The 11,893-nt window shown below is 73.2% G+C and carries 14 protein-coding genes and 1 riboswitch; of the genes, 5 read left to right on the forward strand and 9 right to left on the reverse strand.

Annotation, left to right across the window (positions count from 1 at the left end; all coding sequences use genetic code 11):
* Positions 1-21: 21 nt before the first annotated feature.
* The 3 genes from J2S43_RS14845 to J2S43_RS14855 form a co-directional block, all read right to left on the reverse strand.
* Positions 22-879 carry a bifunctional 5,10-methylenetetrahydrofolate dehydrogenase/5,10-methenyltetrahydrofolate cyclohydrolase gene (locus tag J2S43_RS14845; RefSeq protein ID WP_306829616.1) on the reverse strand — a complete coding sequence of 286 codons (858 nt, stop codon included), beginning with the start codon at positions 877-879 and terminating at the stop codon, positions 22-24.
* A gap of 15 nt (positions 880-894) precedes the next feature.
* Positions 895-977, reverse strand: a riboswitch (ZMP/ZTP riboswitch).
* A gap of 381 nt (positions 978-1,358) precedes the next feature.
* Positions 1,359-2,129, reverse strand: coding sequence for a maleylpyruvate isomerase family mycothiol-dependent enzyme (locus J2S43_RS14850; protein WP_306829617.1), 771 nt, complete (start codon positions 2,127-2,129; stop codon positions 1,359-1,361).
* Between the two features lie 39 nt (positions 2,130-2,168).
* On the reverse strand, positions 2,169-3,086 hold the full coding sequence (locus J2S43_RS14855) for a LysR substrate-binding domain-containing protein (protein WP_306829618.1): 918 nt from the start codon (positions 3,084-3,086) through the stop codon (positions 2,169-2,171).
* Positions 3,087-3,155: 69 nt separating this feature from the next.
* Here J2S43_RS14855 and J2S43_RS14860 point away from each other — a divergent pair, with 69 nt between their 5' ends.
* Positions 3,156-4,121 carry a DMT family transporter gene (locus tag J2S43_RS14860; RefSeq protein ID WP_306829619.1) on the forward strand — a complete coding sequence of 322 codons (966 nt, stop codon included), beginning with the start codon at positions 3,156-3,158 and terminating at the stop codon, positions 4,119-4,121.
* Here the strand turns inward: J2S43_RS14860 and J2S43_RS14865 are convergent.
* On the reverse strand, positions 4,028-4,918 hold the full coding sequence (locus J2S43_RS14865; RefSeq protein ID WP_306829620.1) for a helix-turn-helix domain-containing protein: 891 nt from the start codon (positions 4,916-4,918) through the stop codon (positions 4,028-4,030). The two genes, J2S43_RS14860 and J2S43_RS14865, sit on opposite strands and share 94 nt — an antisense overlap.
* A gap of 78 nt (positions 4,919-4,996) precedes the next feature.
* Positions 4,997-6,037, reverse strand: a complete 1,041-nt coding sequence (locus J2S43_RS14870; protein ID WP_306829621.1) for a glycoside hydrolase family 113 protein — start codon at positions 6,035-6,037, stop codon at positions 4,997-4,999.
* Between the two features lie 40 nt (positions 6,038-6,077).
* Here J2S43_RS14870 and J2S43_RS14875 point away from each other — a divergent pair, with 40 nt between their 5' ends.
* Positions 6,078-6,680 (forward strand): TetR/AcrR family transcriptional regulator, encoded by a 603-nt coding sequence (locus tag J2S43_RS14875; protein ID WP_306829622.1) that lies wholly within the window; start codon positions 6,078-6,080, stop codon positions 6,678-6,680.
* Positions 6,681-6,794: 114 nt separating this feature from the next.
* Here J2S43_RS14875 and J2S43_RS14880 read toward each other — a convergent pair whose 3' ends face one another.
* Positions 6,795-7,118 carry an SDR family NAD(P)-dependent oxidoreductase gene (locus tag J2S43_RS14880; RefSeq protein ID WP_306829623.1) on the reverse strand — a complete coding sequence of 108 codons (324 nt, stop codon included), beginning with the start codon at positions 7,116-7,118 and terminating at the stop codon, positions 6,795-6,797.
* On the opposite strand from J2S43_RS14880, the gene J2S43_RS14885 reads away from it, so the two are divergent.
* On the forward strand, positions 7,110-7,541 hold the full coding sequence (locus J2S43_RS14885) for an MmyB family transcriptional regulator (protein ID WP_306829624.1): 432 nt from the start codon (positions 7,110-7,112) through the stop codon (positions 7,539-7,541). The genes J2S43_RS14880 and J2S43_RS14885 overlap by 9 nt on opposite strands.
* Here the strand turns inward: J2S43_RS14885 and J2S43_RS14890 are convergent.
* The 3 genes from J2S43_RS14890 to J2S43_RS14900 form a co-directional block, all read right to left on the reverse strand.
* Positions 7,525-8,166 carry a nucleotidyl transferase AbiEii/AbiGii toxin family protein gene (locus J2S43_RS14890; RefSeq protein ID WP_306829625.1) on the reverse strand — a complete coding sequence of 214 codons (642 nt, stop codon included), beginning with the start codon at positions 8,164-8,166 and terminating at the stop codon, positions 7,525-7,527. The two genes, J2S43_RS14885 and J2S43_RS14890, sit on opposite strands and share 17 nt — an antisense overlap.
* Positions 8,167-8,173: 7 nt before the next feature.
* Positions 8,174-8,542 carry a hypothetical protein gene (locus J2S43_RS14895; RefSeq protein WP_306829626.1) on the reverse strand — a complete coding sequence of 123 codons (369 nt, stop codon included), beginning with the start codon at positions 8,540-8,542 and terminating at the stop codon, positions 8,174-8,176.
* An 89-nt stretch (positions 8,543-8,631) separates the two neighbouring features.
* The gene (locus J2S43_RS14900) at positions 8,632-9,204 is read right to left on the reverse strand and encodes a TetR/AcrR family transcriptional regulator (protein ID WP_306829627.1); all 573 of its coding nucleotides are present in this window, start codon (positions 9,202-9,204) and stop codon (positions 8,632-8,634) included.
* An 85-nt stretch (positions 9,205-9,289) separates the two neighbouring features.
* Here J2S43_RS14900 and J2S43_RS14905 point away from each other — a divergent pair, with 85 nt between their 5' ends.
* Positions 9,290-10,201: an alpha/beta fold hydrolase gene (locus J2S43_RS14905; RefSeq protein ID WP_306829628.1), complete on the forward strand. Its 912-nt coding sequence runs from the start codon at positions 9,290-9,292 to the stop codon at positions 10,199-10,201.
* Between the two features lie 586 nt (positions 10,202-10,787).
* Entirely contained in the window at positions 10,788-11,825 is a 1,038-nt protein-coding gene (locus J2S43_RS14910; protein ID WP_306829629.1) for a tyrosine-type recombinase/integrase, read from the forward strand.
* The last annotated feature ends 68 nt before the right edge of the window (positions 11,826-11,893 follow it).

Here is an 11,893-nt window from a genome sequence, read left to right on the forward strand (position 1 = left end):
GAACGCCTCGATCATGGAATGTCAGGCGGTGGCGCGTTCCGCGGCCGCGACCGCGTTGCGGAACAGCATGGCGACCGTGGTCGGGCCGACGCCGCCGACCCGGGGGGTGATCGCGCCGGCGACCTCGGCGCAGCTCTCGTCGACGTCCGGCAGGATGCGGCGGCCCTCGTAGCGGACGCCGCCGCCGACCACGACCGCGCCCGGCTTGACGTGCTCGGGCTGGATGATCCCGGGCACGCCCGCGGCCGCGATCAGCACGTCGGCGCGCTGGGTGTAGCGGGCCCAGTCCGGCACGCCGGTGTGCACGACGGTGACGGCCGCGTTCGCGGTGGGACGCTTCTGCGCGAGCAGCATCGCGAGGGGCCGGCCGAGCGTGGCGCCGCGGCCGAGGATGACGACCTCGCGGCCGGCGACCGGGATGTCGTAGTGGGCGAGCAGCGCCTCGATGCCGGCCGGCGTGCACGGCAGCGGTCCGGGCAGGCCGAGCGCGAGCCGGCCCATGTTGAGCGGGTGCAGCCCGTCGACGTCCATGTCCGGGTTCATCACCTGCAGCGCCCGGTCGTAGTCGAGGTGCCCCGGGATCGGGTACTGCACGAGCAGCGCGTGCACGTCCGGGTCGTCGTTGAAGCCGCGGATGACCCGCTCCAGCTCGTCCTGCGTGACGTCGCCGGGCAGGTGCGCGTGCGGCGACACGAACCCGAGCTCGTCGGCCTGCTTCTGCTTGATGCGGATATATCCGGCGCTCGCGTCGTCGTCGCCGACCAGGATCGTGGCCAGCGCGGGCGTGACGCCCTTCGCCTTCAGTGCTGCGACGCGCGCGGTGACGTCTTCGAGCACCGCGTCGGCGACGGGCTTGCCGGGGAGAAGTCGGGCAGACATGAGAACTCCTGCACCCGTGGGCGCCCAGGCGGTCGACGTCCCACGACGAGCTCCCCGATGGTCGCTGCCATCCCCGTGCCGCCAGTCGCTGTCGCGTCCCAATATGCACCATGAGCACACACCCACGCCAATCCAGGAAGACCTTTCACCCCGTTCTCCCGCTTCCGGCGTGGTGCGGCCCGCATGCTCCCGCGGGCCCCGGTCGTCGCTGGCGCTCCTCCCTTCCGGCGACGCCGTGGTCACCAGAACCCCGTCCCCCTCCGCCGCCGAGCGCCCGTCCGATGCCGTCCCGATGAACCGGCGCCTCGATCTCGCAGCGAGGGATCGGCAAGAGACACCGCCCGGCCCGCCACGCAAGCCGAGCCGTCCCGGCGACACGTACGTGATCGGAATGCGCGGAGGCGCATGAAACCACGGCGGGACCGGTGCCCGCGGGAGCACTGGGAAGGTGCCCACGCCGGAAGCGGGAAGACAAGCTCCTAAAGGGTTGTGGCTCTCGACCACTGGGCGACGAGGTCGGGGGAGCCCATCACGGTCGGGGCCGGGATGCGGTGCCAGAGGTAGAGGTAGAGATCGGCGATGCCGCCCAGCACGACCGCGTCGCCGTCCGCGGTGCTGGTGACGCGGCGCCAGCGCGGGCCGGTCGTGCCGAGGTCGACGCGCCAGATCTCGCCGGTGTCCGCGGCGGCGAGGATCAGCGTGCCGGTCAGCGGGGTGCCGCCCTCCGGGCTGAGGCGGCGCTGGATGGCCGGGTGGTGCAGCATCGCGCCGAGGAACTCCTCGATGCCGTCCCGCGCGACGGCCGCGTCGACCTGGGTGGGCCGGCGCAGCGCCTCGGCCGCGTCCAGGCCGTGCACGATCGCCTCGTGCAGCATGCGGCGGGGCCAGCCGGCGGCGCGCCGGTCGTGACCGAACGTCCAGACCGGCCGGTCCGGGTCGGTCGACTCGAGCGTGGCGAGCAGGCGCTGAGCGCCGACCAGCAGCCACACGGTCAGCTCACCGGCGTCGTGCGGGACCTCGGCCTCGAACGCGTCGAACGGCAGCCGGCGCGGCATGCCGGAGGCGACCATGGCCTCGGCCCAGCGGTGGGTGGCGCCGATGTGGCCGGAGAGCGCGCCGAGGTCCCAGCCGGGGCAGGCGGGCACTGGCGTGGCCGGGTCGGCGTCCGCGACCAGGTCGACGAGGCGGCCGACGGCGCCGCGCAGGGCGGACAGGTGTCCGGCGTAGTCCAGGCCCAACTCCGTGCTCATTGACAGAAACCTACCGGCGTACGGACGGTCGCTGCCACCTCAGGATCGCACCTGCGCGTCCAGGTCCCGCATGCGCGCGGTGACCAGTTCCGCGACCGCGCGCACGGCCGGGGACAGCACGGCGTCGGGGCGGTGCGCGATCGCGAACGTCTCGTAGCGGCGGGGACGCAGCGACGTCCAGCCGAGCCCGTCCGGGAGCCGGTGCGCGCGCAGCACGCCACGCCAGGTGACGGTGTCGGCGATGCCCCGGGCGGCGATCTCCAGCGCGGTCTCCGGGTCCTCGACCTCGACCCGCGTGGTCAGCTGATGCCCGTGCGCCTGCAGGTCGCGGGCGATCAGCCGGCGGGTGGAGTCGTCGTCGCGGAAACTGACGTCCGGCAGGACCAGCGGCGCGGTCGCGAGCCGGGCGGGCGTGACGGCCTGGGTGAGGCGTTCCGGGTCGGCGCTGACGTAGACGAGTTCGTCGCGCATCACCGGCGTGACCGCGAGCCCCTGCGTCGACGACCCGGACAGCGCGATCACGGCCGCCTCCAGGGTGCCGCGCCGCAACTGGGCGGCGATCTGCGCGGAGTTGAGGCCGGCGAGTTCGAGCCGGATGCCGGGATGCCGGGCCAGGACGGCCTCGACCAGGCCGGCACCGAGGTACAGGCGGGCGGTGCCGAAGACGCCGAACCTCACCGTGCCGGTGAGGACCTCGCGGACGCCGGCGACCGCGCGGGTGCCGGCGTCGACCGCGGCGAGCGCGGCCGTGGCGTGCGGGATCAGCGCGTGCGCGGCCTCGGTCGGGGTCAGGCCGCGCCCGGCCCGCCGGAACAGACGCGCGTCGATGCCCTGCTCCAGTAGTCGGACCTGCTCGGACAGCGACGGCTGGGCGTAGCCGAGCGCCGCGGCGGCGGCGGTGAACGAGCCGTGCTCGACGGTGGCCAGGAAACACCGGAGCTGATGCAGAGTGACCAAGGTTTTTCCTTCGGACGGTCAAGGAAACCAAGGCTACCGCTCTAGATCGCCGCTGCTTACCGTCATCGGGTGGGATTCGTGTTGTGCCTGGTCGCGGCGTCCGGTTTCGGGCTGGCGCCGCTGTTCGCGAAGCAGGCGTACGCCGGTGGGTTCTCCGTGACGACGATGCTGACCGTCCGGTTCGCGCTGGCCGCGCTGCTGCTGTGGGCGATCGTGGCGCTCCGCCGCCGCCCGATCCGCATGCCGGCCCGCACGCTCGCGGTCTGCGTCGGGCTCGGCGCGGTCGGCTACGCGTTGCAGGGCGCGGCGTACTTCGGCGCGGTGTCGATGATCGACGCGTCGCTGGCCGCGCTGCTGCTCTACACGTACCCGGCGCTGACCTTGATCCTGGGTGTGGCACTGCGCCGGGCCCGCGCGGACCGGCGCAGGGTCCTCGCGCTGGCCGTCTCCGGCGGCGGACTGATCATGCTGCTCGGCGCCGGGTTCGACGGCGGCCTGGGCGTGCTGCTCGCGCTCACCGCGGCCGGCACGTACGCGGTGTACCTGACCGTGTCCGAGACGCTGCCGGCGAACCTGGACGTGTACCTGCTGACCGCGATCGTGTGCTCGTCCGCCGCGGTCAGCCTCGCGCTCGGCGGCGCGGCGACCGGGGGACTGCACGGCCCCGCCGCCGCGTCGGCCTGGCTGTGGGTGGGGATCATCGCGGTGATCGGCACGGTGCTGCCGATCACCGCGATGTTCGCCGGGGTACGCCTGGTGGGCGCGTCCACGGCCGCGATCCTGTGCGGGCTGGAACCGGCGATCACGGTGGTGTCGACCGCGCTGGTCTTCGGCGAGCGGCTGACCGCGGCGCAGCTGGTGGGCGGCGCCGCGATCCTGACCGCGGTGGTGATCTTGCAACTGCCGGCCCGCCGTCGTGCCCTTTCGGGGCCGGCGATCGCTCAGGCGCGCAGGGCCTCGATCAGCCACAGGAACGCGGGCACCTTGGGGGTGAACGGCTCCCAGCCGTTGATCGTGCCGAGCAGCGCCCAGTAGCGCTCCACCCGCACGTCCGTGAAGATCGCCATCTCGTCCGCGAGTTCCCGGCGCCCCTCCGGGCCGAGGTCACCGACCAGCTCCCGGGCGAGTTCCTGCCCGCGCGCGGAGTCCGGCGCCACGCCGTCCGCGAGCGCGCGGCCCGCGGTCTCCTGCACCGCGTTGAAGTCGTAGGCCTCGGTCAGGCGCGCCTGCGACGACTCGCCGGCCAGCGCCATCTGCCGGGTGCGGGCCCGGAAGTCCGCGTCGGTGACCAGCTCGGCCAGCTCCACCCACGCGTCGACCTGCGCCGGCGTCGGATCGTCCGGGAGTTTCAGCTGCCGCATGCCGGCCGCGATCCCGTACCCCGGGCTCTCCGGGTTCACCCCGCCGAAGGTGGCGTCCACGTACTCGTCGATCAGTTCCTGCCGCTCCCGCGCGGACAGCTGTGCCAGCTTGTGCATGAGACTCATCTCCTCCGTCGTACTGTTCCTGGCCGCGACCGACGCCAGCACCGCCCGCCGCACCCGCAGCAGCCGGATCTCCGCGTCCAGCGCCCGCACGTGCGCGGCCGCCACATCCGCGACGGTCCGCTGCCGGGCCAGGACCTGCCCGACCACGTCCAGGCCGATGCCCAGCTCGCGCAGCGTCCGGACCAGCTCCAGCCGGGCCACCGCGGCCGCGTCGTAGAGCCGGTAGCCGCCCGCGGACCGCCCGGTCGGCGGCAGCAGGCCGCTGTCCGACCAGAACCGGATGGTCCGCACCGGCAGCCCGGCCCGCCGGGCCAGCTGCCCGATCGTGTACAGCTCGTCGGTCACGTCGATCAGCCTGCGGCTTCCAGTGGGTGGAGAGTCAAACGCACCGCCACATACGTACACGGAGTTTCTCCGGCGGGGTCAGGAAATGGCGGTCCGCCGGGCACGGCCGAACTCGGCCAGGGCGTGGAAGGCCGCCTTCGGCTCCCAGGGCATGCCGGGGTACGCCGTGCCGGTCCGCCCGTCCGGCAGGACCTTGACGATGCCGAAGCCGCCGAGGTCCAGATCCCGCTCCGGATCGTCGGCGGTGGGCAGGTACCGGGTGGCGAACGTCTGGACGAACGCGGTGTCCACGCCGCCGGCGTCGTAGACGTCCAGCAGCTCGCGCAGGTAGCGGGCCTGCTCCGGTTCGTCGCGCACGACAGTCTCGGTGAGCCGGAGCGCCCGCGCGGTGCGCGGGTCGAACTCGACGATGTCGGCGGAGCGGCTGCCCCGGTCCGCCGCACCGGTGTACGCCGCGCAGCCGAACTCGGTGACCGCGACCGGCTTCCCCTGTGCCGTCATAGCGGCCAGGCTCGCGGGCAGCGCCGCCGCGTTGCTCGCGTCGCGGTAGCCGGCGTCGGTGGCGATGAAGTCGAACGGTGTCCAGTCCACCGCCTCCATAGGGAGCGACGCGTACCCTATCGGACCGTTGAACCGCTCGCGGGCGCCCGCGGCCGCGGCGGCCAGCAGCGCGTTGACGTCCCGTTGCACGCCCGGCAGCAGCGCGCGCAGCCGGGCCGGATCGGCGTAGGCGGCGGCCCGCTCGGTCAGCGTCGCCCCGGGCATCAGCCCGATCGTCATCAGGCTGATCTCCGACCCGGTCAGGAACCGCACGGCCGCCCCCGTCGCCCGGATCGACTCGGCACGCCCGGCCGCGTCCAGCAGAAACTCCAGCAGTTCCGCCGTGGTGAGGTCGTTGGTGAACGGGCAGTACCACACCTCCAGGCCGGCCGCGGCCGCCGCCCGTGCCGCGATCTCCAGCCGGTCCGCGACGCCGCCGGTGATCCGGACCGCGTCGGCGTGCAGCACGTCGCGGATGATCCGCATCTCGGCCGCCACGACGCCCGCGTCGAACGGTTCGTGAGTGGTGGTGCCGAGGTTGGTGAAACCGGTGTCGTAGGTGACGCCCCAGGCGCGCATCGAAGACCTCCTCATAGGGTACGGACCGTACCGTAGTACGATGGGCGCCGTGGCGGAAGGGCGGCGGCGCGGCACGGAACTCGAGACCGCGATCCTGCGCGCGGCCGCCGACGAGCTGACCACGTCCGGCTACGCCGGGATGACCATGGACCGGGTCGCCCGCCGCGCCGGCACCAACAAGAACGCCATCTACCGCCGCTGGCCGCACCGCGCCGCCCTCGGCATCGCCGCCTACCGGCACCTCGCCGTGACCCGCACCCCCGCGCCGGACACCGGCAACCTCCGCGACGACGCCCTGAACCTGCTCCGCGCGGCCAACGCCACCTGGTCCTCGCCGTACGGCGCGATCCTGCGCGACCTGCTCACCGCCGCCGCCGACGACCCGGCCCTGCTCGGCCTGCTCCGCGACCAGGCCGGCGGCACCGCGATGGACGCCGCCTGGTTCACCGTCCTCAGCCGCGCCGTCGCCCGCGGCGACGCACCCCCGGAGGCCGTCCACCCCCGCGTCGCCGCCCTCCCCACCACCCTGCTCCGCGGCGAATACGCCGTCCGCGGCCACCCCGAGGTCCCCGACCAGGTGCTGGTGGAGATCGTGGACGAGATCCTGTTGCCGCTGATCCACGGCCGCGCCCGGCCGGCCTGAGCTGTCGCCCGGCCATGACCGATGCAGCGCGTTCAGCGCCGGCCCTTCCGCCTGACCAACGGCCGCCATCGTCGGGAACGCGAGGAGGCGCTCATGACACGCGGCACTCTGGACTCAGCCCAGCCGCGCGCCCAGCAGGCCACCGTCGACCGCGAGGACCGAGCCCTGGATCATCGCGCCGTCCGGGGAGGTGACGAAGCGGACCGCGGCCGCGACCTGGTCCGGGCGCACATGCGTGCCCGCGGGGATGCCGGCGGTCTGGTGGGCGATCAGCTCGGCGTGGGCCATGTTGCCCTCGGTCAGGGTGATGCCGGGTGCGACCGTGACGACCCGGACGCCGCGCGGGCCGAACTCGGCCGACCAGGTGCGGGTCATCTGCTCCAATGCGGCCTTCGACGCGGTGTACATCGCGCCGAACGGCACGCCCACGTGCGCCATCCACGAACCGATGTTGACGATCACGCCGGAGCCGCGGGCGGCCATCGCCGGGGCGAGCAGGATCCCGGCGCCCGCGACCGGATCGTCAACTGGGAGTCGTTCGCGCGGTTCATGGTCGCGGCGCTGCGCCGCGAATCGAGCCGCCGCCCGCAGGACCGGTTCCTGCACGACCTCATCGACGAGCTGCGCCGCACCGATCCGATGGTCGCCGGCTGGTGGGACGATCACGGCGTGCGCGACTACGCCTCGGTCGCCAAGCACCTGCGCCACCCGGTCGCCGGCGACCTGCACTTCGACATCGAGGTGGTGGTCGCGCCGCACGAGCCGGGGCAGCGCCTGATCGTCTACACCTGCCAGCCGGACTCCGCGACCGCCCGCATGCTGCCGATTCTGGCATCCTGGGAGGTCACGGCCACCCGGTGAACCGCTTCCGCAGCTCGGCGACCTGATCCTCGGTCAATCCGTAAGCGTGGAACTCCCGGTCCGGCATCCGGTCCAGGCGCGGCCGGATCCGGGCGATGTCCTCCGCCTCGATCTCCGGGTCGACCGCACGGGCCAGGCCGATCAGCGTGCCCGCGTCCGCGTCCGCCAGGAACGCGGCCACGTCGATGTAGTCTCGCGGCTCCGCCCGCGACACCAGCGCCGACACCTTCCACGCCCGCAGGTCCGCCAGATCCATCACCGGGCCGATCAGGTCCAGCACCACCGGCGACCGCTCCCGGTGCAGCTCACCCAGGCTCACCCGGATCGCGACCCCGGACCGCCCCGGATCGGTGATCTCCAGCTCGGCCAGGTGGTCACCCAGGTAGCCGGTCTCGTCCTCGATCTCCTCCACCGCGAACCCGTCCGCCCGCAACGCCGCCGCGACCAGGCGCGTCGCGGCCGGCACCGCACCCGCCACGTCGCTGAACAGGTCCACGTCCTCGGTCGGCCGGTGCACCACGCCGTGCGCGATCAGCGCGAGACCACCGCCGAGCGCGAACCCGTGCCGGTTCGCGACCGCCAGCGCGATCCGGGCGATGCGCGCATGCGCCGGGTGGAGCCGCATCAGCGGGTCAGGCCGCGGCGGGCCAGGCCAGGTCACGGACCGCGGCCAGCTGCGGGAAACGCTCCTGCCACGCCGTGCGCACGCCGCGCGGCAGATGCAGATCGGTCCAGACCGCACGCAGCAGCCGCGCGCTCAGCAGCGACCGCAGCTCCTCGTGCCGGACCGCCTCACGCAGCACGATCTCGTAGGCCCGGCCGCGTGACCACGGGTCGTCCAGGTCGAAACGTCGCTGGTCGACGGCCTGCCACACCATCCGGTGCGGCAGTTCCACCACACCGCCCTCCGGCCCGGCCAGCTCGTCGAGCGCGTCCACCACGAGCGCGTCACGACCCGGCCGGGAACGGCCGGGGGAGCGCAGAACAGTGGTGGTCGCCATGCGGTCATGGTAACCCCCGCCCGGACCTGCGAAGAAGCGACAATATCGCCGCGCACGCCGCGAGCGAGCCGCGAGCCGCCGCCGGGGGATCAACCCGGCGGGTCCTCGAACAGCTCGGACAGGTGAGCGTCGATCGCGGACCGGGCGTCGGCGGACCCGAGGTGGCCGAGCAACAGCGGGGCGCGCAGGCCGTCGATCAGGGCCAGCAGTCGGGTGGCGGCGACCGGGGGGTGACCGAAGCCGGCCAGGTGGCGGGTGAAGAATTCGCGGGCGCCGCGGTCGGCGACGCGGAGCGCGGCGGCGACCTGCGGGTCGCCGGCGGCCACGCCCAGGAAGGCCAGCGCGACCCGGGCGTCGGCGCGGCCCGGGTCGGAGAACGGCAGCATCTCCGTGATCAGCGTGCGGGCCGCCTCGCGTGGCGCGGCCGTGGGGGAGACCGCGGCCAGGACCCGGGCCTTGAAGCGCTCGTTGATCCGGGTCAGCGCGAACAGCACCATCTCCTCCCGGGTGGCGAAACAGCGCTGCACCGCGCCCAGCGACACGCCCGCGGCCGCCGCGGTCTCCCGCATGGTCGCGGCGGCCAGGCCACGCTCCTCGACCAGCCGCAGCAGCGCGTCGGCGATCCCGGCACGGCGGGCGTCCAGATCCACGGTTCTCGGCACCGGGTCACCCTATCCGATACAAGCGTATTGACACGTCCCATACGATACAGGTGTATCGCACGATGGCCACAGGGGGAGAGGCGCGATGACCACCGTTCAGTACGCCCACCACGGCGACGTCCGCATCGCATACGAGAGGTTCGGCCACGACGGGGAGCCGCTGCTGCTCCTCGGCGGGCACGGACGGCCCTCCACCTGGATCCCGGACGGGTTCTGCCACGCACTCGTCGACGCCGGATTCACCGTCGTCCGGTTCGACAACCGCGACAGCGGACTCTCCACCCACTTCGACCAGCACACCGCGGCCGGATACGTCAGCGCGATCCTGCGACCCACCCGCCGCCCGCCGTACCCGGTCACCGCGTTCGCCGACGACGCGGCCGCGGTCCTCGACGCCAACGACTGGCCGTCCGCACACCTCGCCGGCGGCTCCATGGGCGTCGGCATCGCGCTGCTGCTCGCCTCCCGCGCACCCGAACGCGTCCGCAGCATGACCCTGCTCACCGGCGGCTACATGCACAAACACCGCATCCTGCGCTACACCCGCTTCCAGGTCCTCCGCGGCATCGTCGGCCGCCGCTTCCCGCCCGGGGCCGACGGTGAGGCCGAGATGACCGTCGCGGTCATGCGCATGCTCGCCTCCCCGCACGCGCTCGACCGCTTCGACGACGAACTCGCCCGAGACATCGGCCGCCGCAGCCACGCCCGCCACCCGCACGACCCGGCCGCCGACCGCCGCCAGATCGCGGCCGGCCGCACCGGAGACCCCTGGCCGTTCGACAGGCTGCCCGGCGTACCCATCCAGGTCATCAACGGCCTCGACGACCCGATGATCCGCGCCACCGGCGGCCTCGACCTGGCCCGCCGCCTGCGCGCGCCGATCAGGTTCTACCCCGACATGGGCCACGACCTGCCCAGACACCTGTGGGGCACGCTGGCGGCGGACATCCGCGCGCTCGCCAGTCGTTCCGCGGAAGGGACTCGGCAAGCCGCCTGATCCGCGCCAGCCGACGATCCCGGGCCGTGATGCGTTGTTCGATAATGTACATTATGTCAACCAAGCACCTGGACGGCCCGGCGGACGCTCTCCCGAAAGCGGCCGGAAACCCGCAAGACCCAATGCCAGAAGATCATTCGAGGGTACGGCCGACAACACCTCACCGGCCGCTCTGGCACTTCACCGGCGTCGCGGCCGAGATGCCGGCACCCGGGCCGGCCACGAGACGCGCGCGACGGAAAGCGGCAGGCCACGGAGGCACATGAGCGACGACACGCGTTACACGCCGGCGACGAACGCGCGGCCATCGCCGCCGTGTCGCCGCTTCCCGTGATCAGGGCGTCGCTCATGTCGCTCCGGCTGCTTGAGCGACGCCTGATCAAGGGCACACCCGCCCCGCCCCTGCCCCGCCGGGTGCGCACGACGCCCGGTGGCCGATGTGCGTCACGCGTCTCGTGGCGGGCCGAGGCGGGTGCCAATCGGACCGAGACGCCGGTGAAGTGCCAGAGCGGCCGGCGAGCCGGCGCCGACCGTACCCTCGAAGGATCTTCTGGCTTTTGAGGGTTTTTGCTGCATAATATTCCTTATGCAGCACATACCGGACGTAACGGGCGAACGCGACGAGAAGCTGATCGTGCTGGTCGACGAGTTCCTGGCGGCGCGGGCGATCCGGAAGCCGTCGGCGCACACGCTCGCGGCCTACCGGCGTGATCTGACCGCGATCGCCCGGCTGCTGGCCGACGGCGAGGTGCAGCCCGACGGCACCGCTCCCCTCCCCCTGGCCACGCTGCCGATCTCCGCGGTGACCGCTCGTGCGCTGCGGGCCGCGTTCGCGCACTTCGCGGCCCCGCGCGCGGCCGCCTCGGTCTATCGCGCCTGGTCGACGTGGAACAGTTTCTTCGCGTTCCTGGTCGCCGACGGCCGGGTGCCCGGCAACCCGATGTCCGCGGTCGGCAAGCCGCGCGTCCCGGCCCTCACACCGAAACCGCTGCGTGGCGAGGAGACCCCGGAGCGCCTCCTCGAAGCGGTGGCGGAGGCGCCGGACGGCCGCCAGCGGCACCCGTGGCCGGAGCGGGACCTGGTGGTGCTGGCGCTGGCGTTGTGCGCGGGGCTGCGCCTGGCCGAGTTGCTGGACCTGCGGGTCGGCTCGATCGTCGGCCGCGACGGTGAGCGCCGGGTGGAGGTGCTCGGCAAGGGCGGCCGCCCGCGTTCGGTGCCGATCGAGCCGGAGCTGTCCGCGCTGGTCGAGCGCTATCTGGAGTCTCGGCGCCGGCGTTTCGGCGCACGCACGGTGACGCGCGAGTCGGCGCTGCTGGTGGACCGTTTCTCCGCTCCCCTGCGCCGAGGCGGCCTGCAGTATCTGGTGGAGTCCTGCTACCGCCGGGCCGGCATCGCCGACCGGGTCCCGGCCGGCGCCCAGTTGCACGCGCTGCGCCACACGTTCGCGACCCGGCTGGCGGAGGACGGTGCGAGCGCCTCCGAGATCATGCGCCTGCTCGGCCACGCGACGCTGACGACGAGCCAGAACTACATCGACGTGACCGCCGGCCAGCAGCGCGCCGCCATCAAGGCCAACCGTACGAATCGGGCGCTGGCCCGTCTGGCCGCGAGTGACGGCATATAGACGGGCAGTGCACACTGGCGGTGTGACTTATGACCCGGAGCCGCATGATCCGTATGGGGACACGGCGC

Origin of the sequence: Catenuloplanes nepalensis, from assembly GCF_030811575.1 — a bacterium.
In the GTDB taxonomy this organism is placed as follows: Bacteria; Actinomycetota; Actinomycetes; order Mycobacteriales; family Micromonosporaceae; genus Catenuloplanes; species Catenuloplanes nepalensis.

Excerpts from the sequence above, each read along its gene's own strand:
- J2S43_RS14845 (WP_306829616.1), bottom strand. The coding sequence starts at position 879 with ATGTCTGCCCGACTTCTCCCCGGCAAGCCCGTCGCCGACGCGGTGCTC.
- J2S43_RS14850 (WP_306829617.1), bottom strand. The coding sequence starts at position 2,129 with ATGAGCACGGAGTTGGGCCTGGACTACGCCGGACACCTGTCCGCCCTG.
- J2S43_RS14870 (WP_306829621.1), bottom strand. The coding sequence starts at position 6,037 with ATGCGCGCCTGGGGCGTCACCTACGACACCGGTTTCACCAACCTCGGC.
- J2S43_RS14875 (WP_306829622.1), top strand. The coding sequence starts at position 6,078 with ATGGGCGCCGTGGCGGAAGGGCGGCGGCGCGGCACGGAACTCGAGACC.
- J2S43_RS14880 (WP_306829623.1), bottom strand. The coding sequence starts at position 7,118 with ATGGCGCACGTGGGCGTGCCGTTCGGCGCGATGTACACCGCGTCGAAG.
- J2S43_RS14890 (WP_306829625.1), bottom strand. The coding sequence starts at position 8,166 with ATGCGGCTCCACCCGGCGCATGCGCGCATCGCCCGGATCGCGCTGGCG.
- J2S43_RS14895 (WP_306829626.1), bottom strand. The coding sequence starts at position 8,542 with ATGGCGACCACCACTGTTCTGCGCTCCCCCGGCCGTTCCCGGCCGGGT.
- J2S43_RS14905 (WP_306829628.1), top strand. The coding sequence starts at position 9,290 with ATGACCACCGTTCAGTACGCCCACCACGGCGACGTCCGCATCGCATAC.
- J2S43_RS14910 (WP_306829629.1), top strand. The coding sequence starts at position 10,788 with ATGCAGCACATACCGGACGTAACGGGCGAACGCGACGAGAAGCTGATC.